This is a genomic window from Streptomyces sp. NPDC002669 (genome assembly GCF_042889165.1).
Classification (GTDB): Bacteria; Actinomycetota; Actinomycetes; order Streptomycetales; family Streptomycetaceae; genus Streptomyces.
The window spans coordinates 179,592-200,144 of sequence record NZ_JBIAQQ010000013.1; the positions used below are offsets into that span (position 1 = coordinate 179,592).

Annotated in this window: 17 protein-coding genes and 2 tRNA genes; 18 read left to right on the forward strand and 1 reads right to left on the reverse strand. The window is 71.6% G+C overall.

Annotated elements, in window-relative coordinates; all coding sequences use genetic code 11:
- Positions 1-19 precede the first annotated feature (19 nt).
- The 4 genes from ACFYW1_RS20940 (at position 20) to ACFYW1_RS20955 (ending at position 4,088) form a co-directional block, all read left to right on the forward strand.
- Positions 20-544 carry a hypothetical protein gene (locus ACFYW1_RS20940; protein ID WP_388994961.1) on the forward strand — a complete coding sequence of 175 codons (525 nt, stop codon included), beginning with the start codon at positions 20-22 and terminating at the stop codon, positions 542-544.
- A gap of 83 nt (positions 545-627) precedes the next feature.
- A complete protein-coding gene (locus ACFYW1_RS20945; RefSeq protein WP_388994964.1) occupies positions 628-1,911 on the forward strand; it encodes a glutamate-5-semialdehyde dehydrogenase in 1,284 nt (427 codons plus the stop codon).
- A gap of 67 nt (positions 1,912-1,978) precedes the next feature.
- A complete protein-coding gene (locus tag ACFYW1_RS20950; protein WP_388994967.1) occupies positions 1,979-2,557 on the forward strand; it encodes a hypothetical protein in 579 nt (192 codons plus the stop codon).
- Between the two features lie 424 nt (positions 2,558-2,981).
- Positions 2,982-4,088 carry a hypothetical protein gene (locus ACFYW1_RS20955; protein ID WP_388994970.1) on the forward strand — a complete coding sequence of 369 codons (1,107 nt, stop codon included), beginning with the start codon at positions 2,982-2,984 and terminating at the stop codon, positions 4,086-4,088.
- Between the two features lie 97 nt (positions 4,089-4,185).
- On the opposite strand, the gene ACFYW1_RS20960 is transcribed toward ACFYW1_RS20955, so the two are convergent.
- Complete coding sequence (locus ACFYW1_RS20960) at positions 4,186-5,286, reverse strand: M48 family metallopeptidase (RefSeq protein WP_388994973.1); 1,101 nt, start codon at positions 5,284-5,286, stop codon at positions 4,186-4,188.
- Between the two features lie 109 nt (positions 5,287-5,395).
- Between ACFYW1_RS20960 and ACFYW1_RS20965 the strand changes: the two genes are divergently transcribed.
- The 14 genes from ACFYW1_RS20965 to ACFYW1_RS21030 all read left to right on the forward strand — a co-directional run bounded on the left by ACFYW1_RS20965 (position 5,396) and on the right by ACFYW1_RS21030 (position 20,101).
- Entirely contained in the window at positions 5,396-5,548 is a 153-nt protein-coding gene (locus ACFYW1_RS20965) for a hypothetical protein (protein WP_388994976.1), read from the forward strand.
- An 84-nt stretch (positions 5,549-5,632) separates the two neighbouring features.
- Positions 5,633-5,797 carry a hypothetical protein gene (locus tag ACFYW1_RS20970; protein WP_388994979.1) on the forward strand — a complete coding sequence of 55 codons (165 nt, stop codon included), beginning with the start codon at positions 5,633-5,635 and terminating at the stop codon, positions 5,795-5,797.
- A 38-nt stretch (positions 5,798-5,835) separates the two neighbouring features.
- Positions 5,836-6,453, forward strand: coding sequence for a nicotinate-nucleotide adenylyltransferase (gene nadD / locus ACFYW1_RS20975; RefSeq protein WP_388994982.1), 618 nt, complete (start codon positions 5,836-5,838; stop codon positions 6,451-6,453).
- A 19-nt stretch (positions 6,454-6,472) separates the two neighbouring features.
- The gene (locus tag ACFYW1_RS20980; protein ID WP_388994985.1) at positions 6,473-8,257 is read left to right on the forward strand and encodes an LCP family protein; all 1,785 of its coding nucleotides are present in this window, start codon (positions 6,473-6,475) and stop codon (positions 8,255-8,257) included.
- A 114-nt stretch (positions 8,258-8,371) separates the two neighbouring features.
- Complete coding sequence (gene rsfS, locus ACFYW1_RS20985) at positions 8,372-8,803, forward strand: ribosome silencing factor (protein WP_283851528.1); 432 nt, start codon at positions 8,372-8,374, stop codon at positions 8,801-8,803.
- The gene (locus ACFYW1_RS20990) at positions 8,800-9,453 is read left to right on the forward strand and encodes a histidine phosphatase family protein (protein WP_388995101.1); all 654 of its coding nucleotides are present in this window, start codon (positions 8,800-8,802) and stop codon (positions 9,451-9,453) included. The genes rsfS and ACFYW1_RS20990 overlap by 4 nt, the downstream gene beginning before the upstream one ends.
- 322 nt (positions 9,454-9,775) lie before the next feature.
- Positions 9,776-9,848 (forward strand) — tRNA-Ala (locus tag ACFYW1_RS20995).
- A 565-nt stretch (positions 9,849-10,413) separates the two neighbouring features.
- Entirely contained in the window at positions 10,414-10,647 is a 234-nt protein-coding gene (locus tag ACFYW1_RS21000) for a hypothetical protein (RefSeq protein WP_015608461.1), read from the forward strand.
- A 141-nt stretch (positions 10,648-10,788) separates the two neighbouring features.
- A tRNA-Ala gene (locus ACFYW1_RS21005) sits at positions 10,789-10,861 on the forward strand.
- A 454-nt stretch (positions 10,862-11,315) separates the two neighbouring features.
- On the forward strand, positions 11,316-14,189 hold the full coding sequence (gene leuS / locus ACFYW1_RS21010; RefSeq protein WP_388994990.1) for a leucine--tRNA ligase: 2,874 nt from the start codon (positions 11,316-11,318) through the stop codon (positions 14,187-14,189).
- A gap of 225 nt (positions 14,190-14,414) precedes the next feature.
- Positions 14,415-15,131 carry a hypothetical protein gene (locus tag ACFYW1_RS21015; protein ID WP_388994993.1) on the forward strand — a complete coding sequence of 239 codons (717 nt, stop codon included), beginning with the start codon at positions 14,415-14,417 and terminating at the stop codon, positions 15,129-15,131.
- Between the two features lie 128 nt (positions 15,132-15,259).
- Positions 15,260-16,105 carry a DegV family protein gene (locus ACFYW1_RS21020; RefSeq protein WP_388994996.1) on the forward strand — a complete coding sequence of 282 codons (846 nt, stop codon included), beginning with the start codon at positions 15,260-15,262 and terminating at the stop codon, positions 16,103-16,105.
- 637 nt (positions 16,106-16,742) lie between these two features.
- Positions 16,743-17,474 carry a helix-hairpin-helix domain-containing protein gene (locus tag ACFYW1_RS21025; protein WP_388994999.1) on the forward strand — a complete coding sequence of 244 codons (732 nt, stop codon included), beginning with the start codon at positions 16,743-16,745 and terminating at the stop codon, positions 17,472-17,474.
- The gene (locus ACFYW1_RS21030) at positions 17,471-20,101 is read left to right on the forward strand and encodes a ComEC/Rec2 family competence protein (protein WP_388995002.1); all 2,631 of its coding nucleotides are present in this window, start codon (positions 17,471-17,473) and stop codon (positions 20,099-20,101) included. Before ACFYW1_RS21025 ends, ACFYW1_RS21030 begins: the two co-directional genes overlap by 4 nt.
- The last annotated feature ends 452 nt before the right edge of the window (positions 20,102-20,553 follow it).

The following is a 20,553-nucleotide window of genomic DNA, read 5'->3' on the forward strand; positions in this document are numbered from 1 at the left end:
CATTCACAGGAGGCCGCCGGTGAGACGAGCGCGCCCGGGGGCGCCGCCCCGAGGAACGGCCGGCCGGGCCCTGACCAGTGTCGGAGCGGGGGCCGATTTCGACGGCGGCGGGTCCGCGGGTCCTGATGAGGACCGGACCACCGGCCCCGGGCCGACGGCGGCGGGAGGACCCGCGCCGGAGGCGGCGAGGACGGAACGCACCCCGTCGAGGCTGTGGCACATCACGCTCAGCGTCTCGGGCGAGGCCGTTCCCCTGGAGGAGGTCAGACGCGGGCTCGAACAACTCGCGCACGACCACCCCTTCCTACTGACCAGCAGGTACGCCGACGACCACGCGGAGATCCGCTACTGGGAAGAGGCCCGCGACCTGCACGACGCGGCGGCCGTCGCGCTGCGGCTGTGGGGGGAGCACCGCTCCACCGCCCGGCTCCCGCCCTGGGAGATCGTCGGCCTGGAGGTCATCGACCGCGAGACGTACCACCAGCGCGTCGCCGAGGGGTACGGGCCGCCCCCGGCCGCCCCGGTGGGAGTGCACCCCTACTGACCGCCGCGACGGGCGGCGGGGGAGTTGTCTCGCATCACGGGATACGTGACGGATGCCCGCAGTGTGCGCACTACCCTGCGGGCATGACCACGCTCTCGCCGTACGACAACATGTCCCCGGTCGCCCAGGCCGCCTACCGGGCCCGCTCCGCCGCCGCCGACATCGCGCCGCTGCCCCGCGCGGCGAAGGACGACGCGCTGCTGGCCATCGCGGACGCGCTGGAGGTGCGGACGGGCGAGATCGTCACCGCCAACGCCGAGGACGTCGCCCGCGCCCGCGAGGCCGGGACCAGCGAGTCGATCATCGACCGGCTCACCCTCACCCCCGAACGGATCCGTGCCATCGCCGCCGACGTGCGGCACGTGGCGGCGCTGCCCGACCCGGTCGGCGAGGTCGTCCGCGGCTCGACGCTCCCCAACGGCATCGACCTGCGCCAGGTCCGGGTGCCGCTCGGCGTGGTCGGCATCATCTACGAGGCCCGGCCCAACGTGACGGTCGACGCCGCGGCCCTCTGCCTGAAGTCCGGCAACGCCGTCCTGCTGCGCGGCTCCTCCTCCGCGTACTCCTCGAACCTCGCACTCGTACGGGTGCTGCGGGACGCGGTCGGCGGCTCCGGCCTGCCCGCCGACGCGGTGCAGCTGGTACCGGGCGAGAGCCGCGACTCGGTACGGGAACTGATGCGGGCCCGCGGCCTCGTCGACGTCCTCATCCCGCGCGGCGGCGCCTCGCTGATCCGCACGGTGGTCGAGGAGTCCACCGTCCCCGTCATCGAGACCGGCACCGGCAACTGCCACGTCTACGTGGACGCGCAGACCGACCTCGACATGGCCGTGGAGATCCTGATCAACTCCAAGGCGCAGCGCCCGAGCGTCTGCAACGCCGCCGAGACCCTCCTGGTGCACCGGGACGTCGCCGACCGGTTCCTGCCGGTGGCCCTGGACGCGCTGGCCGACGCGGGCGTGACCGTGCACGGCGACGAGCGGGTGCTCGCGCACGCCGAGGGGACCAGGGCCGCCGTGGTGGCGGCGACGCCGGAGGACTGGGAGACCGAGTACCTCTCCTACGACATCGCCGCGGCCGTCGTGGACTCGCTGGACGCGGCCGTCGCCCACATCCGGCTCTGGTCCTCCGGCCACACCGAGGCGATCGTGACCACCTCCCAGGCGGCGGCCCGCCGCTTCACCCAGTTGGTGGACTCCACGACGGTGGCCGTGAACGCGTCCACCCGCTTCACCGACGGCGGCCAGTTCGGCTTCGGCGCCGAGATCGGCATCTCCACGCAGAAGCTGCACGCCAGGGGCCCGATGGGACTGCCGGAGCTCACCTCGACGAAGTACATCGTCACGGGCGACGGCCACGTGCGGTGACCTTCCGGGGCCGGTGAATGTTGCGGGCTCCCTGCCCAGAACGTCCCGGCGGGGCTAGTCTGGAGCGGTGCCGGACGACGTGGGGGGCAGGCCGTTCCCGGACGGCTGGGAGCCCGACGACGACCGCGGGGGCGCGGACGAGGACTTCGCCTCCGTGGTGTTCGACGAGGACTTCGTACGGGCTGCCGAGATCCATGAACCGACCGCCGTGGAGCGGCTGCTGGCAGCCGCTCAGGCCCGAGCCGAGGCCGAGGCGTCCCGGGCCCGCGCGGGCGGCGCCCCGCTGGACGAGGACCTCCGCGGCGAGGGATACGGCCCGGGCGACGGATACGGCCGAGAAGGCTCCCACGACGGCTTCCCTGGCCCCGACGACCCCTACGGGCGGCACGGCGGCGCCCTGCGCCCCTACCGGAGCTCCGCGCGCTGGCACCGGCCGGTGGCCTGGCTGCTCGCGGTGCTGATGGGCATCGGCATGATCGCGTTCGCCTTCAGCGCCGTCTACCGCAACGCGTCGGGCAGCCGCCAGGAGCCCGCCCCGCCGCCCGCCACGACCGGTGTGGACAGTGCCCCGGGCCCCGGAGTGGCCCCCTCCGCCGCCACGGACCACGCCCGGCCCACGGTCTCCGCGACGCCCCGCACGGGCTGACGGCCCCGGACTCCCCGCCCCGTCGGTGCTCAGAAGGGCCGGGCGCCGAGGACGGCCACGCCCCCCGCCCCTGATCACGCACCATGGGTGACCGGGTGCGCACATTCCGGTGCGATATGTACCGGCACGCGGGCAGATGTGCTGTACATCCGATCCGTTCGCCTTGGTGGTGAATCCGGCAGTGTCCTCGAAGGGCCCGGGGCAGCTCGCGGCCGGTTCTTCGCGGCCGGGCGTTTACCCCGGCCCCGATCGACCTACCCTGAAAGTGTGACCCCTCTCACCGAGGGGGCTTCTCGCTCGTCCGTACATGCGCAGCCGTGCGACGTCATGCGAAGCCATGACGGGCAGGCCCTGTCCGAAGCCGTTCGGCCGAAGCAGAGCGAAGCGTTCCGGCCCGTCCGGCGACGTGGAGTCGGGAGAAGCCATGGCAGGCCACGGAGAACCGCCAGAAGGTCCGCCCGAGAACCCGGCGGGCGGAGGCGAGGACGAGTACCGGTCACTCGTCTTCGACGAATCGTTCGTGCGCGCTGCCCGGCTGCAGGAATTCTCCGCGCGGGAGCGTCTGACGGATCACGCCCCCGCCGTGCGCAGCCTGCCGTCCCGCCGCTTCCGTGCCGGCTCCAGGGCCCTCGTCGCCCTGATCCTCCTGATCGCCCTGGCCTTCGGGACGGCCGTGTACATGGGGCTTCGCCACCCCTACCAGTCTCCCGTGGGCAGGCGGGCCGAGCCCATGAGATCGACCGTCGTTCCCCTGGCACCCCGGGGCGCCGTACCCGGTGGAACGGCTGCCGGGCTTCTCGCGAAGAGCCCCGCGGCGCAGTTCGAGAAGGGGGCCGCGGGCATCAACCTGCCCGCGGTCGGGCGGACGGACAACTTCTCGGCCGCCCAGGTGGGGGCGGCCCTGGACACGGCCAAGGACTACCTGGTGGCGTCCTCGCTCGACCCCGACGTGCTCACCGGCGCCGCCGTGCGACCGGTGCAGATGCTGCTCGACCCCGACCAGAGCACCCAGTTCGAGCAGAGCGTCGACCACCCGGTCGACGACGGCCGGTACTCCGCGACCGGGTGGCTGGTGCGGTTCGACCCGGCGAAGGTGGCGCTCGCCGCCCCGGACGTACGCGTCCGGGGCACCCTGAGCTATGCCGAGGAGGGGTTCGACACGCTGGAGGTGGTGTCGGACCACACCTTCACCTACACGCTCCGCCCGGCCGGTGCGGGCCCCCGGGCGGCGGACGACGCCTCGCTCTTCACCGTGCGGCGCGAGCTGCACTTCCGCTTCGACCGGGAGGACCTGCGGCTGCACCGGCTGGAGGTGCGCACCAGCTACGTCCAGGCCGGGCCGCAGTCGTGCCCCACGGACAGCACCGGTGCGCTGCGGCCGCTGCTCGCCGGGCAGCACGCCTCCCACCGGGGCCCCGCGGGCACCGACCCGTACGCGACGGGCCGTCCCGCGGCGGCGCTCTGCGGCACCCTGAAGACCGACGCCCCTCAGCAGCCCCCGGCCCGGCCCGCGGCTCCTCAGGGCTCCTGAGGGGCGCTGAGCCCCTCGGAGTCAGGGGGAGCTCAGCGGTCCCTCAAGGCTCTGCGACCCCTCGGAGTTCAGCAGTCCCTCAAGGCTCAGCGGTCCCTCAGGACTCCTGGGTTCCCTCCGACCCCGTCGGCCTGTCGGTGCTGTTGTTCCCGGCGCCCTTGCCGGCCGTGCCCCCGCCCTGGCCGGTGAACTTGTCGCGGAGCTTGCCGCCCAGGTCCCCGGCACCGCCCGCTATGTCGCCGACCAGCTTCATCAGCGGGTCCTTGCTGGTGCGCACCGTGTCCGCGTAGTGGGAAGCGGACTCCCGGAAGGAGTCCGTCACCGAGGTGTCCTTGTCCTCGTCGCGCCGCGGGTAGTGGCCGTCCATGATCCGCTGGTAGTCACGGGTCTCGGACCACTTCTTCAGCTCGGCCGCGCGGACCGTGGTGAACGGGTGGGAGCGGGGCAGCAGGTTGAGGATCTTGAGCACCGAGTCGCGCAGGTCGCCGCCCTTCTCGTACTCGTCGGCCTGGGCGAGGAAGGCGTCCACGTTCATCTCGTGCAGGTGGTTGCCGCCCGCGATCTTCATCAGGCCGCGCATCGAGGCCTGAAGGTCCTGGCCGACGAGCAGTCCGGCCCGGTCGGCCGACAGTTCCGACTTGCGGAACCATTCGCGCAGCGCCGTCACGAGCGCCATGATCGCGACGTTGCCCAGCGGGATCCAGGCGACCTTCAGGGCGATGCTGGTGAGGAACAGCAGGATCGTGCGGTAAACGGCGTGGCCGGAGAGGGCATGTCCCACCTCGTGGCCGATGACGGCCCGCATCTCCTCCTCGTCGAGCAGCTCCACCAGCCCCGTCGTCACCACGATGATCGGCTCGTCGAGGCCGATGCACATGGCATTGGGCTGCGGGTCCTGATTGACGTACATCGGAGGGACCTTCTCCAGGTCCAGGATGTAACAGGCATCCCGCAGCATGTCGTTGAGGTGGGCGAACTGGGCGTCGCTCACCCGGACGGAGTCGGAGAGGAAGAGAAGTCGCAGGCTGCGCTCGGGCAGCAGACCGCTCAGCGTCTTGAAGACGGTGTCGAAACCGCTCAGCTTGCGCAGGGCCACCAGGGCCGAGCGGTCCGCCGGGTGCTCGTAGGCCCGGGACGAGATGCCCGTGAAGCGCCTGCGCTGCCTGCTGGGCACGCTCTCGTGGCTGTGTTCGGTCATGGATGGCCCCCTGTTCGTACGAGACGTCGCTCGCCCCCTGACAAAACCCAGCGTAGGTGCTGGGGCTACGGTGTGCGGGGGGCTGTGGATAACAGAGGAGACGCCCGACATGCCGCAAACCGTTGCTCTGCTCGCTGCCGCATCCACGGAGCAGGGACCTGGCAACACGCTCCGTGTCGTGCTGCTCGTCTCGCTGGTCGGAGCCGCTCTGCTCGGCTGGTTCCTGCTCCGCGGATACCGCAACGACGACAACAACGACTGAGTCGGCGTGAGCGTGCCCGGGGCACCCGCATACGATGTGCGCGACGTCTTCCTTCCGACTCCCGATCGATAGGTCCTGCCGAAGATGAGCCTCACGAGCACCGCACACCAGTTGGTCACTCTCGCCTCCGAGGGCGGCGAGCTCGGTGGCAACCACGAAAGCCTCAACCCGTACCTCACCGGGGGCGGCGCGTTCGTCGCGCTGATGTTCCTGCTGTGGGTCACCACACGCTTCAACCGCGACCGCTGAGACAGAGGCGTACAACTGTGCCAGTAGGCTCTGCACGCATGGGAGAGCAGGAAGTGCCTACCGGCCGCGGAAAGCGCCGACTCGGCGTGATGGGCGGGACGTTCGACCCGATCCATCATGGACACCTGGTGGCGGCCAGCGAGGTGGCCGCCCAGTTCCACCTCGACGAGGTGATCTTCGTCCCGACGGGGCAGCCGTGGCAGAAGAGCCACAAGCGCGTGTCCCCGGCCGAGGACCGTTATCTGATGACGGTCATCGCGACGGCGTCCAACCCGCAGTTCTCCGTCAGCCGGATCGACGTCGACCGCAGCGGTCCCACGTACACCATCGACACGCTGCGGGACCTGCACGCGATCCACGGTGATGCCGACCTCTTCTTCATCACCGGTGCCGACGCGCTCTCCCAGATCCTCACCTGGCGGGACGCCGACGAACTGTTCTCGCTCTCCCACTTCATCGGTGTGACACGGCCGGGGCACGTGCTCACGGACGTGGGCCTGCCGGAGGGCGGTGTCTCCCTCGTGGAGGTTCCCGCGCTCGCCATCTCGTCCACGGACTGCCGTGAGAGGGTCGCGCAGGGAGACCCGGTCTGGTATCTGGTGCCGGACGGCGTGGTCCGCTACATCGACAAGCGCCAGCTGTACCGCGGCGAATGAGCGACGCAGAGGGGCACCGGTGAACGACCGACAGAACCCGTACGACCCGTACTACCAGCAGCCGCAGATCATCGGCTACGACGAGTACGGGCAGCCGGTGTACCAGCAGACGGAGCGGCAGGCGTACGACCCGTACGGCCACCAGCAGCCCCAGCAGCCCCACCAGGTGCAGCAGCCTCACCAGCAGCCCGGTCAGCAGACCGACCCGGGATACGGGTACGACCCGTACGCCCAGCCCCAGGCCCCGCAGCACTTCCAGCAGCAGCCGTACGACCCGTACGCCTCCCAACAGCCCCAGCAGCCCCAGCAGCCGGGTTACGGCGGTTATGACGGCTACGGCTACGACACCGGCCAGCAGCCCGCCGCGGTCGACACCACCCAGCAGTGGAACGTCCCGCAGCAGGCGAGTGCGCAGCCGGCCCCGCCGACGCAGGCGCCGCCCGTACCGCCCGCGCCCGAACCGGCCCCGAGGGAACCCGAGCCCGAGGCCGAGTCCCGCTTCGGGGCCGAGCCGGAAGCGGCCGTCCCCGGACAGCGCCGCGCCGACCGCGACTACCGCACCGAGCAGTTCTCCTTCATCGAGGAGCCCGACGAGGACTCCGAAGACGTCATCGACTGGCTGAAGTTCACCGAGAGCCGCAGCGAGCGGCGCGAGGAGGCACGGCGCCGCGGCCGCAACCGCATGGTCGCGCTGATAGTCGTGGTGGCCCTGGTCGTGGTCGGCGGCGTCGGCTACCTCTGGTCCGCCGGAAAGATTCCCGGCCTGTCCGACTCGGAGAAGGACAACACGGCGTCGGCCGGCCCGCAGCAGCGGGACGTCATCGTGGTCCACCTGCACAACACCAAGAAGGGCGGCACCTCCACGGCGCTGCTCGTCGACAACGTGACGACCAAGCAGGGAACCACGGTCCTGCTGCCCAACTCGCTCATGGTCGCCAACGACGAGGGCGCGACGACCACCCTCGGCAAGTCCGTCGAGGACGACGGCGCCACCGGTACCCGCGACTCCATCGACACACTGCTCGGCACCGACATCAGCGGTACGTGGCGACTCGACACCCCCTACCTGGAGACCCTCGTCGACCTGGTCGGCAACATCGAGATCGACACCGACACCGATGTGCCCGACACGAAGAAGGATGCTTCACCTCTGGTGAAGAAGGGTGAGTCGCAGACCCTGAGCGGCCGGATGGCCGTCGCGTACGCCACCTACCAGGGGCCCGGCGAGGCCGAGGCGAAGCAGCTCATGCGGTTCGGGGAGGTCATGCGGAGCGTGCTGCGGAAGATCTCGGACGACCCGAAGGCCGCCACGGTCACCGTGCAGACGCTGGCCCAGATCCTCGATCCCTCGCTCCCCGAGAAGGACCTCGGGGCCTCCCTGGCGAAGCTCGCCCAGCGAGCCAAGGTCGGCGACTACAAGACGGCCGTGCTGCCGGTCCAGCAGGACGGCACGCTCACCGACGCGGCCACCGAGAGCGTCGTCAAGGACGTCCTGGGCGGCACGGTGAAGGCCCCGGACGCGGACGCCGTGGTACGGGTCGACGTCAAGAACGCCACCGGTGACAAGGAAGGCGCGGCATCCGCCCGGATCAAGCTGATCAACGGCGGCTACGCCTTCGTCGGCGGTGGTACGACCGGGGCCGTGCCGTCGTCCGAGGTCGTCCACAGGACCGCCCAGGACAAGGAGAAGGCGGTCCAGGTCGCCAAGACCCTGGGCCTGCCGGCGGAGGCCGTGAAGCAGGGCAAGCCCGCCGCCAACGTGGACGTGTCCGTCGTTCTCGGCCAGGACTACAAGATCAAATGACCCGGATCTCGCCGTCCGGGCGGTGCTGATCCGGCACTCGAACGTTCATTGCGTGGGCTGTCGGCGGTCCGTGAGACCCTAGAGGTCGATCTGACCGCCGACGAAAGCCTGCTTGTGACCGCCACGGACCGCTCCATCGAGCTCATCAACGCCGCCGCCCAGGCGGCCGCCGACCGGCTCGCGCACGACATCATCGCGTACGACGTCAGCGACGTGCTGTCGATCACGGACGCCTTCCTGCTGGCCTCGGCCCCCAACGACCGCCAGGTCAAGTCGATCGTCGACGAGATCGAGGAGCGGCTCCAGAAGGAGCTCGGCGCCAAGCCGGTGCGCCGCGAGGGCGACCGGGACGCGCGCTGGATCCTCCTCGACTACGTCGACATCGTCATCCACGTCCAGCACAGCGAGGAGCGCGTCTTCTACGCGCTGGAGCGCCTGTGGAAGGACTGCCCCGAGATCGCGCTCCCCGAGGACGCGGTCAAGACCCGCGGCAAGGCCGAGGAGCACGCCAAGCTCACCGGCGGCACGGAAGGTGAGCAGAGCTGAGCACCGGCAGGAAGGGCAGGGGGCGCAGGATCGTCCTCTGGCGGCACGGCCAGACGGCGTGGAATCTGGAGCGCCGGTTCCAGGGCTCCACGGACATCGCGCTCACCGAGGTCGGAATCGGGCAGGCCCGGCGGGCCGCCCGGCTGCTCGCCTCGCTGAAGCCGGACGCGATCGTCGCCTCCGACCTCCAGCGGGCGGCGGCCACGGCCGCCGAACTCGCCGCGCTCACCGGCCTCGAAGTCGCGCACGACGCGGGACTGCGCGAGACCTACGCGGGTGCCTGGCAGGGCCTCACGCACGAGGAGATCGTCGGGCAGTACGGCGAGCAGTACGCCGCGTGGAAGCGCGGCGAGCCCGTGCGGCGGGGCGGTGGCGAGCTGGAGACCGAGGTCGCCGACCGGGCCGCCCCGATCGTGCTCGAACACGCCGACAAGCTGCCCGAGGACGGCACGCTCGTCGTGGTCAGCCACGGCGGCACCATCCGCACCACCATCGGCCGGCTGCTGGGGCTGGAGGCACACCACTGGGAAGGACTCGGCGGGCTCTCCAACTGCTGCTGGTCGGTGCTGGGCGAGGGCGCGCGCGGCTGGCGCCTGCTGGAGCACAACGCCGGCACGCTGCCGGAGCCGGTGCTCGGCGACGACGCCTAGAACCGGCTTCGGGCCCGGTGCCAGTGACTCGGTGCCTGCGACCCGGTGCCAGTGACTCGGTGCCTGCGACCTGGTGCCTGGGTCTTTCGGTACCGAGGAACCGGCCGGGTTCGCCCGGTCCGGTTAGGCCCGGCTCGTCCGGGCGAGGTCCGGGCCCGATTCCGGTTCCGGGGCCGCCGATGCCCCGCTCCAGGAGCCGGGGTGGGGCGGCGGACGGAGGCTCGCCCCGACCCCCGTCGGCCGGATTTCACTTTCTGGCAGGTCACAGGCTAAAGTTCTTCTTGTTCGCAGCGCGGAAACGCAGAGAAACACAGCGAACAGCGGGGCTATAGCTCAGTTGGTAGAGCGCCTGCATGGCATGCAGGAGGTCAGGAGTTCAATTCTCCTTAGCTCCACAGTCAAGATCCCGCTCCTTTCAGGGGCGGGATCTTCTCGTTTCCCCGTCACTCGACGCCCCTGACGGCGTTCCACTGTCCGGGCGCGCTTCCCGGCCTACCGCCTGACCGGCCGTCACCGTTGCCGTACCTCCATGGCCGGTTCCGTACGCGGGAGTTGCCGTGCGCTGACGGCGGACGCACGCCCCTGGGGTGCCGTAGCGCTTTCTGTGGACGTCGAGGCGGGTGCGGTCACGGGGTTCCCGCGCCGCCGCCGACCCGCCGGATCCTCGACGGGCTGTCCCTCTTGCGGGGTCATGGCAGAATCGGAACGCCGGAGGGGGCGACGGACCGAACGGGAGGGAGCGCGATGCCTGCGAGCCGCCAAGAGGTCCCGGACCTGCTCCTGGTCCCCGAAGCCCCTGCGGCCCCCCTGGCCCCCGAAGTATCTGTCGCCCCCGGACGTCGCGTCCGCGTCCGGGCCCATCGCCGTGCCGTCGGACCGCCCCGGGCGGTCCGGGCGCGCGGCGGTACCGTCGGCGCCCCTCGTGCGTGTACCGCCCGTGGCCGGACCCGGAGCTGACCCATGGGTGCACACAGGCGGAAATGTGACTGGTGCGGCAGCGGCACGCCCATCGTCAGGGACATGGATCCGATCAATCCGGAGTACCAGTACTGGTGCGAGGAGTGTGCGCGGGCGCTGATCATAAAAGGCGACCCGATCGAGACCTATCGGGAGTTGGAGGGGGAGCCGATCTACGGACGACTGCTGGAGGAGCACTGCACCCTCAAGCGCTTCTACTCCTTCGCCACGGCGTGACCCGTCCGGTGCCGTCGATCGCCCTGGCAGAGGTGCCGCAAAACCGGTCAAATCCATGCGACCGGGAAACGATTTGGTGGAGTGGCGGGGTCACCGGTAATGTTCTCGATGTCGCCAGGGAGACCAGGCGGAACCCAGCAAGGGGCTATAGCTCAGTTGGTAGAGCGCCTGCATGGCATGCAGGAGGTCAGGAGTTCAATTCTCCTTAGCTCCACAGTGAGGAAGCGGGTCACTCGGAAGAGTGGCCCGCTTCTTCGTTTCCCTGAGTTTCCCTGAGCGGGGGTGGCGAAGGACGGCCTCTGGTTCCTCCGGTGCGCACCCCCTTCGGGGGTGCGGGAGTGAGGGCGACTCTTCCGGACGCTTCGTCGCGTCTTCCGGATGCTCCCCGGCCGTACCTCCCGGGTGTTTCTCCGTCGTGCGGACGTCTCCGTTCCGGTCCCACGGTCCGGTTGTGCCCGGCCCGGTTCCGGACCCGTGCGGTACCCTGACGCCATGCGTGCCGTACGCCTTCTGCTTAGCGAGCCGCGCTGATCAGTCCCGACCGGTGAGAATGCCTGGTCGGAATCAGCGCGGCGTCCCCTCCTGTGCGAGGGGATTTTTCGTTTCCGTAGACGAGTGTCCGTAAACGTGGGCGCCGGCAGATGACGATCGATGGAGCTTTGAGGATCATGAGCGAGACGAATTCCGCAGCCGAGACGGCCGCGCCGCACCGCTACACGGCGGCGATGGCCGCCGACATCGAGGCACGCTGGCAGGACTTCTGGGACGCCGAGGGCACGTACGAGGCGCCGAACCCGACCGGTGACCTGGCGGGCGACCCGGCACAGGCCGCCAAGCCGAAGAAATTCATCATGGACATGTTCCCGTACCCCTCGGGCGCGGGCCTGCACGTGGGGCACCCCCTGGGCTACATCGCCACCGATGTCTTCGCCCGCCACCAGCGGATGACCGGCCACAACGTGCTGCACACCCTGGGCTTCGACGCCTTCGGCCTGCCCGCGGAGCAGTACGCCGTCCAGACCGGTACGCACCCGCGGGTCTCCACCGAGGCCAACATCGAGAACATGACCGCCCAGCTGCGCCGGCTGGGCCTGGGCCACGACAAGCGCCGCTCGTTCGCCACGATCGAGTCCGAGTACTACAAGTGGACCCAGTGGATCTTCCTGCAGATCTTCAACTCCTGGTACGACACCGAGGCCGACCGGGCCCGCCCGATCGCCGAGCTGGTCGAGCAGTTCGAGAGCGGTTCGCGTCCTACCCCGGACGGCCGTGACTGGAGCGCCCTGAGCGCCGTCGAGCGCGCGGACGTCCTGGGCGAGTACCGCCTGGCGTACGCCTCCGACGCGCCCGTCAACTGGGCGCCGGGCCTGGGCACCGTACTGGCCAACGAAGAGGTGACGGCCGACGGCCGCTCCGAGCGCGGAAACTTCCCCGTCTTCAAGGCCAAGCTGCGCCAGTGGAACATGCGCATCACCGCCTACGCCGACCGGCTGCTGAACGACCTGGACGGCCTGGACTGGCCCGAGGCCATCAAGCTGCAGCAGCGCAACTGGATCGGACGCTCCGAGGGCGCGCGCGTCGACTTCCCGGTCGACGGCGCCGGTGGCATCACCGTCTTCACCACCCGCCAGGACACCCTGTTCGGCGCCACCTACATGGTGCTGGCGCCCGAGCACGAGCTGGTCGAGCGGATCACCCCGGCCGCCTGGCCCGAGGGCACCCACCCGGTGTGGACCGGCGGCCACGCGACCCCGGCCGAGGCCGTCACGGCGTACCGCAAGCTGGCCGCCGCCAAGTCCGACGTGGAGCGGCAGGCCGAGGCCAAGGACAAGACCGGGGTCTTCACCGGCGCGTACGCGACCAACCCGGTCAGCGGCGAGAAGGTGCCCGTCTTCATCGCCGACTACGTCCTGATGGGCTACGGCACCGGCGCGATCATGGCCGTGCCGGCGCACGATGCACGCGACTTCGCCTTCGCACGCGCCTTCGAGCTGCCGATGCGCTGTGTCGTCGAGCCGTCGGACGACCGCGGCACGGACCCCTCGACGTGGGAGGACGCCTTCAGCTCGTACGAGGCGAAGCTGGTCAACTCCGCCAACGACGAGATCTCGCTGAACGGCCTGGGTGTCGTCGAGGCCAAGGCGAAGATCACCGAATGGCTGACGGAGCACGGCGTCGGCGAGGGCACCGTCAACTTCCGGCTGCGCGACTGGCTGTTCAGCCGCCAGCGCTACTGGGGCGAGCCCTTCCCGATCGTCTACGACGAGGACGGCATCGCCCACCCGCTGCCCGAGTCGATGCTGCCCCTGGAACTGCCGGAGGTCGACGACTACTCGCCGCGCACCTTCGACCCGGACGACGCCGACACCCAGCCCGAGACCCCGCTGTCCCGGAACGCCGACTGGGTCAACGTGACGCTGGACCTGGGCGACGGCAACGGCCCGAAGAAGTACCGCCGCGAGACCAACACCATGCCCAACTGGGCGGGTTCCTGCTGGTACGAGCTGCGTTACCTGGACCCGAACAACGACTCGAAGCTGGTCGACCCGGCGATCGAGCAGTACTGGATGGGGCCGCGCGAGGGGCAGCCGACCGGTGGCGTCGACCTGTACGTCGGCGGCGCCGAGCACGCCGTGCTGCACCTGCTGTACGCCCGTTTCTGGTCCAAGGTGCTGCACGACCTGGGGCACATCTCGTCCGCCGAGCCGTTCCACAAGCTGTACAACCAGGGCATGATCCAGGCGTTCGTCTACCGGGACAGCCGCGGCATCGCGGTCCCGGCGGCCGAGGTCGAGGAGCGCGACGGGGCGTTCTACTACCAGGGCGAGAAGGTCAGCCGCGTCCTGGGCAAGATGGGCAAGTCCCTGAAGAACGCCGTCACCCCGGACGAGATCTGCACCGAGTACGGGGCGGACACCCTGCGTCTGTACGAGATGGCGATGGGCCCGCTGGACGTCTCGCGGCCGTGGGACACGCGTGCCGTCGTCGGCCAGTACCGGCTGCTGCAGCGGCTGTGGCGCAATGTCGTCGACGAGGAGACCGGCGAGGTCACCGTCGTGGACGCGGAGCCCGGCGAGGAGACGCTGCGCGCGCTGCACAAGGCGATCGACGGGGTCGGCCAGGACATGGCCGGGATGCGCTTCAACACGGCCATCGCCAAGGTCACCGAGCTGAACAACCACCTGACCAAGGCGGGCGGCCCGCTGCCCCGGTCCGTCGCCGAGTCGCTGGTGCTGCTGGTGGCCCCGCTGGCGCCGCACATCGCCGAGGAGCTGTGGCGCCGACTGGGCCACACCGAGTCGGTCGTGTACCAGGACTTCCCGGTCGCCGACCCCGCGTACGTCGTGGACGAGACCGTGACCTGCGTCGTCCAGGTCAAGGGCAAGGTCAAGGCCCGCCTGGAGATCTCCCCGTCGATCACGGACGAGGAGCTGGAGGCACTGGCCCTGGCCGACCCGGCCGTGGTCGCGGCGCTGGGCGGCGCGGGCATCCGCAAGGTGATCGTGCGGGCGCCGAAGCTGGTCAACATCGTCCCTGCGTGAGGTCCGGTGGGTGACGCGTGACGTGCGTTGCGTGACGCGTCCGACTGTGTGTGGAGCGACGGCACGGCCGCCCCTTGAGGGGTACTGACCGGAGCACGGAGAGAGTGGGGGCATTCCCCTACGGGCAGGTTGGGGGTTCCGAAGGAACCCTCGGCCTGCCCTTTCCGTTTACGGTGGAGGTGCCGGGGTCGCTCCGGCAGTCGAGACGACAACCGAGGGGCGCTCATGGAAGCCGTGATCCTGATTCTGGGATTGCTCTTTTTCGCGTTCGTGGCCCTCGGCGTGTACGCGGGCATCAAGGCCGTCGGGGCGGCGAAGCGCGGTGTGGACCGCACGATCACCCAGGCGCGCCGCACCGTCGAGGAAACCACGCTGCGGGCGAAGAGCTACGGACAGTCGGGCGTGGGCGCGGAGCTCGCGCAGCTGCGGCTGGCGCTGCGCACCTCCATGCGGGCCACGCAGGAGGCGCTGCAGCGGGGGGCCGTCGAGGACGCCTCGCTCGCGGAGTCGCTGAGCCTCTTCCAGCGGCTGAGCGCGCACGGGCGGGAACTGGACGAAGAGCTGAAGAGGCTGGAGCGCGAACCCGACCGGGCGACCGTCGCCTCGCTGCTGCCCGGCCTGAAGCAGCGCACGGAACGGATCACGCACTCCGCGGATTCGCTGCGGTGGGCCGCGCGGGACCGGGCACGGCGGTTCGTCGACGACGATCTCGACGCCTTGAACGCGCAGATCGACATGGAGGCAGGGGCGCTTCGGCACTGGACGACGGAGGACGACGAGCCGGTCCGGCAGCAGGAACGGCCGCAGGGCGGGACGGGCCCGCAGGACCGGCAGCGGAAGAGCGGCCCGGCCGACGGCACGGCCCAGGCGATCACGGGCCCGGACCCGCGGCGGACCGAATACCCGTGGCAGAAGACGGCACGGCCCGAAACGACGAACTGAGCCCTTCGACGACCGGCGATGTCAGGACACGGCCCCGAACGGTCCGGAGCGATGCGAAATGATCCGGACCGATCATTCGACCGGGGCCGGACTGCCGTGATCCGGGCTCGCCAGGTAACCTCCGGCTCATGTCCCGCCATGTCGCGATCGTCACCGATTCCACGGCCTACCTGCCGCCCGAGACGATGGAGCGGCACGGCATCGCCGCAGTGCCGCTGACCGTCGTTCTCGGGGACCAGGCTCTGGAGGACGGCACCGAGGTCTCGGCCCGTGCCCTCGCGGCGGCGCTGCAGAAGCGCCGCCCCGTGACCACCTCCCGGCCCAGCCCGGAGGTCTTCGCCGCCACGTACCGCGCCGCGGCCGAGGCCGGAGCCACCGGCATCGTCTCGCTGCACCTCTCGGCCGAGATCTCGGGCACGTACGACGCCGCTCTGCTCGCGGCGAAGGAAGCGCCGGTTCCGGTGCGGGTTGTGGACACCGGAATGGTCGCCATGGCGCTGGGGTTCTGCGCCCTGGCGGCGGCGGAGACGACGGAGGCGGGCGGGAGCCTGGACGAGGCCGTCGCGGCGGCGGAGAAGCGGGCCGAGAGCACCTGCGCGTACTTCTACGTCGACACGCTCGACTATCTGCGCCGAGGGGGCCGGATCGGGGCCGCGCAGGCGCTGCTGGGCTCGGCGCTCGCCGTGAAGCCGCTGCTCCAGCTGGACGACGGCCGCATCGAGCTGCTGGAGAAGGTGCGGACCGCCTCGAAGGCGATCGCCCGGCTGGAGGAGATCGCCGCGGAACGGGCGGGCAGCGGTCGTGTGGACATCGCCGTGCACCACCTGGGGGCGCCCGAGCGTGCCGAGCGGCTCGCCGAGCGGTTGTGCGAGCGGGTGCCGGGACTGGTCGATCTGCACGTGAGCGAGGTGGGTGCGGTGATCGGCGCGCACACCGGGCCCGGACTGCTCGGGGCGGTGGTTTCGCCGCGCTGATCGAGCTGGGCCGGGCTGGGCCGTCCGGCACGCCGGCCTCGGGGTTCTCGCTCCGCGTTTTCACTCCTAGGAGTGGCCGGGATATCCACAACTGGCTGGTTGTCCACCGAAATCGAGGGTGCTCAGCGAGTTCGGGGCGATGTGCCTACCGTCGTGAGGCATGGCTCCTCGATCACATCGTGCAAGCAGTGGAAGCGGCAGCGGCCCCGGTCGCGCCCCGGCATCGGACGCCCGCGCCCGCAGCCGCCCCGGCCGGGCGCCCGGCGTCGGCGCAGGGCGGGGCACGGGTCCCGGCCGGGGGCCCGGTCGACGACGGCTCTCGCGCGGGCGGGACGGCGTCGCGGCCGTGGCCGCGCGGCATCGGGCGGACGCGCTCATGGGAGGGGTGTACGGCGGACGGGTCGCGCGACCCGTGCTGGGCATCGCTCCCGCCCGGGCTCCGGTCGCGGAGGAGGAACCGGCCCCACCCATGGTGCCGGACCCGGATTCGGCACCGGAGACGTTCTCGGGGCCGGGCGCCGCCCCGATGCCTCCCTCGGTTCCGGCTCCGGCGTCGGGATCGGGGCCGGAGCCGGTCGCGCCCACGACCACGACCGCGCTTTTGGCCTCTGGCCGGCCGGGGCGGTGGCGGGAGCGGGTGGTTCCCGCGCTGCGGGAGCGGCTTCCGGTGTGGTTGCAGCTCAGATGCGGTCTGGAGCCCAGGGCCCTTGCCGCGCTCGCCGTCGTCCTGGTTGCCGCCGGGGTTTTCGCCGCGATGCATTTCTGGTCCGCGCGTCCCCAGGCCGTACGGGCTCCTCGGACGGTCGACGAGGCGGCGGCGCCCACCCGGACGTCGGCCCCCGTGCCGGGGGACGGGGAAGAGCCCGAGCCTTCACCGGGGCTGCCGCCCGCGGCGGGCCAGGGCGGGCGCATCGTTGTCGACGTCAGCGGAAAGGTACGACGGCCGGGAGTACACGAACTGCCGTCCGGCGCACGGGTCGCCGACGCGCTGCGTGCGGCGGGCGGTGCACGGGCCGGAGCCGATCTCGCCGGGCTCAACCGGGCGCGGTTCCTCATGGACGGGGAACAGATCGTGGTGGGTGCTCCAGCGGAGCCAGCCGCTCCCGACCCCACCGGACCCTCCGCCACCGGTGGCGCGCGGGGGACCGCGGCGGGCGGTGGGGGCTCCGCGGCCGGAGGACCGGTCAGCCTCAACAACGCCAGCGCCGAACAGCTCGACACCCTGCCCGGTGTCGGCCCGGTCCTCGCCCGGCACATCGTCGACTACCGCACCCGGCACGGCGGTTTCCGTTCCATCGATGAACTGCGCGAGGTCAACGGAATCGGTGACCGCCGGTTCGCCGACCTCCGACCGCTGGTGGGGCCATGAACGAACTGGACGTGCACGAGGCGTCGGGCGGCCGGCTCGGCGCCTCGGAGCCCCGGCAGGAGGGCCCGATCGACCTTCGACTGGTCCCTCCGGCGATGGCGGCCTGGGGCGGGGCGGCACTCGCGCTGAGCGCACCGGGGAAGTGGACGGTGGCGGGCGTGCTGCTCTGTGCCGGCACGGCCATGGTGCTCCTGGCGGTGTCGGGCCTGTCGGCCACCCGTGCGCTGCGCGCAGGACGAGGGGCGGACAGCGCCGGAGCGCACGCGGCCACCGCGCCCCGCGGGCGATCCACAGGATCCGGAGGAGGACAGCCGGAGGACGGGGACGGGGGTGCGGTACGCGACCGGAGGCGCTCGCCGGTCACGGCAACCGCCACCGCTGCGGCGCTGCTCTGCGCGGCGGCCGGTGCCGCATCGGCCGGACTGCACGGTGCGGACACCCGGCAGGGACCGGTCCGGACGCTGGCCCAGAGGTTCGTGAGGATCGAGGCGGACGTGACCATCACGTCCGATGCCCGGCAGACCGCGCCCAAGGTGCGCGGCGACCACAGCACACCCGCCTCTCTCCTCGTGGACGCCGAGATCATCCGGCTGGCCGGACCCGACGGGGCGGTCACCCGGCTGAGCACCCCGGTCCTGCTGATCGTGCCGCCCGGCGGATCGGCGGGGCAGTGGCAGCAGTTGCTCCCCTCCACCCGGCTGCGCGTCGCCGGACGACTGGCACCACCGCTGCACGAGGGGGAGCGCAGCGCCGCCGCCCTGCGGCTGGAGGGGAAGGGCCCGCCGCGCATCACCGGCCCCCCGACCCTCCCGCAGCGCACGGCGGGTGCCCTGCGCGAGGGTCTGCGACGGGCGACCGAACGGCTCGAACCAGATGCGCGGGCGCTGCTGCCGGGGCTGGTGGTCGGTGATACCTCGCGGATCACCCCCGAGCTGCGGGAGGCGTTCAAGGCGGCCGACCTCACCCACCTGACGGCGGTCTCCGGCGCCAATCTGGCGATCCTGCTCGTTCTCCTCATCGGGCCGCCGGGCATGGCGCTGCGGGCCGAACGGCGGGGGCTGGCGCCCCGGTTGGGGATCTCGTTGCGGATGACGGCGCTGCTCGGCGGCGGGCTCGTTCTCGCCTTCGTCATCGTCTGCCGGCCCGAGCCGAGTGTCCTGCGGGCGGCGGCCTGTGGATCGATCACGCTGCTCGCCATCGGCACGGGACGCCGCAGGTCGCTGATTCCCGCACTGGCAGCCGCGGTTCTGCTGCTGGTGCTCCACGACCCCTGGCTGGCACGGAGTTACGGCTTCGCCCTCTCCGTCCTGGCCACCGGAGCCCTGCTGACCATCGCCCCGGGGTGGAGCGACGCGTTGCGACGACGCGGGGTCCCGCCCCGGGCGGCCGAGGCACTGGCCGCGGCGGCCGCGGCGCAGGCGGTGTGCGCGCCGGTCGTCGTGCTGCTCGCCTCCCGGGTCAGCCTGGTGGCGGTCCCGTGCAACCTGCTGGCCGAGTTCGCGGTGGCGCCCGCCACCGTCCTCGGATTCGCCGCGCTCGCCCTGGCGCCGGTGTGCATGCCGGTGGCGGAGCTGCTCGCCCGGGTCGCGGGATGGCCGACCGGGTGGATCGTCACGGTGGCCCGCACCGGGGCGTCCCTGCCCGGGGCGGAGATCGACTGGCCCGATGGTGCGAGGGGCGCGGTGCTGCTCGCCGCGCTGACGGCCCTGGTGGTGCTCCTCGCCCGCCGGTTCGCCCGGCACCCGTGGGTCTGTTCGGCCGCCGCGCTGCTGCTGGTCCTCGCGGTGCTGCGCCCGGTGCCGCTCACCCGGGTGCTGACCGGGTGGCCGCCGCCGGGGTGGGTGCTCGCGATGTGCGACGTGGGTCAGGGGGACGCCCTGGTGCTGGCGGCGGGGAACGGCGCCGGGGTGGTCGTCGACGCCGGGCCCGACCCTCGGCCCGTCGACCGGTGCCTGCGGGATCTCGGGGTCGCCGAGGTGCCGCTCCTGGTCCTGACGCACTTCCACGCGGACCATGTGCGGGGGCTGCCCGGTGTGCTGCGGGGCAGAGCGGTGGGGGCGATCCAGACGACGAGCCTGGACGAACCGTCGGACCAGGTGGAGTTCGTACGGAGAACGGCGGCCGGGGCGGGCGTCCCCCTGGTACGGGCCGTGCCCGGCGAGCGCCGCAGGATCGGACCGCTCGACTGGCGGGTCCTGTGGCCGCCGGGCGAGGCCGGGCCCGGTGGGCCGATGCCGGGTCCGGGAATCGAACCCGTGCCGCAGGAGCCGAACGACGCCAGCGTCACGCTGTACGTGCGGACCGGCGGAGTGTCCCTGTTGCTTCTCGGGGACCTCGAACCCCCGGCCCAGCAGGGGCTGTTGCGCAGATACCCCGCCCTGCCCGAAGCGGATGTGCTCAAGGTCGCCCATCACGGCTCCGCGTACCAGGACCCCGCCCTGCTGCGCGGTGTGCGTCCGAGGATCGCCCTGGTGAGCGTGGGCCGGGACAACCCCTACGGCCATCCGGCCGCACGTACCGTCGACGCGCTCAGGGCCGGCGGCGCGGTGGTGCTGCGCACGGACACCGACGGGGCGATCGCCGTGGCAGGAGCCGGGGCCGGGCTGCGGGCGGTGGGTCGGCCGTGAGCGCCGTCCCGCCGGGCGGCCGTGCCCGGTCGCCCCCTCGGCGGGTCCGGTCGCCCCCTCGGCATCCGGTCGCCCCCTCGGTGTCCGGCCGCTGTCAGCCCGGGCGGCGGGGTGCCCGGTCGGAGTCGTGGGCGGCCGAGGTCATGAGCGGTCGGAGTCGTGGGCGGCCGAGGTCATGAGCGGTCGGAGTCGTGGATGGCCGGCGTCGTGGGCGGTGAACGTCACAGGGTGGTGTGGGACACCGGGGCCGGAGGGGACGCCCGCCGGCAGCGGGCGGGCCGGGGGCGGCGGTGGGACAGGGGACGGGGCGGCCAATTCGGACCTTCGGTAACACCTCATCCCAAGCTCCTGCGAGCTGCTCTGTTTGCCTCGAACGCCGCAATGGTGGTCGAATGCATGGTCGTCGGTGGGCCGCTGCTCCGACAGAGACGTCCAGCCGCCGGGCCCCAAGA

What these genes read in the sequence shown, in the direction of transcription:
- ACFYW1_RS20960 (WP_388994973.1), bottom strand. Translation starts at nt 5,286, where the DNA reads ATGACCGAACACAGCCACGAGAGCGTGCCCAGCAGGCAGCGCAGGCGC.
- leuS (WP_388994990.1), top strand. Translation starts at nt 11,316, where the DNA reads ATGAGCGAGACGAATTCCGCAGCCGAGACGGCCGCGCCGCACCGCTAC.
- nadD (WP_388994982.1), top strand. Translation starts at nt 5,836, where the DNA reads ATGGGAGAGCAGGAAGTGCCTACCGGCCGCGGAAAGCGCCGACTCGGC.
- ACFYW1_RS21015 (WP_388994993.1), top strand. Translation starts at nt 14,415, where the DNA reads ATGGAAGCCGTGATCCTGATTCTGGGATTGCTCTTTTTCGCGTTCGTG.
- ACFYW1_RS20965 (WP_388994976.1), top strand. Translation starts at nt 5,396, where the DNA reads ATGCCGCAAACCGTTGCTCTGCTCGCTGCCGCATCCACGGAGCAGGGA.
- ACFYW1_RS21030 (WP_388995002.1), top strand. Translation starts at nt 17,471, where the DNA reads ATGAACGAACTGGACGTGCACGAGGCGTCGGGCGGCCGGCTCGGCGCC.
- ACFYW1_RS20945 (WP_388994964.1), top strand. Translation starts at nt 628, where the DNA reads ATGACCACGCTCTCGCCGTACGACAACATGTCCCCGGTCGCCCAGGCC.
- ACFYW1_RS21020 (WP_388994996.1), top strand. Translation starts at nt 15,260, where the DNA reads ATGTCCCGCCATGTCGCGATCGTCACCGATTCCACGGCCTACCTGCCG.
- ACFYW1_RS21000 (WP_015608461.1), top strand. Translation starts at nt 10,414, where the DNA reads ATGGGTGCACACAGGCGGAAATGTGACTGGTGCGGCAGCGGCACGCCC.
- ACFYW1_RS20955 (WP_388994970.1), top strand. Translation starts at nt 2,982, where the DNA reads ATGGCAGGCCACGGAGAACCGCCAGAAGGTCCGCCCGAGAACCCGGCG.
- ACFYW1_RS20970 (WP_388994979.1), top strand. Translation starts at nt 5,633, where the DNA reads ATGAGCCTCACGAGCACCGCACACCAGTTGGTCACTCTCGCCTCCGAG.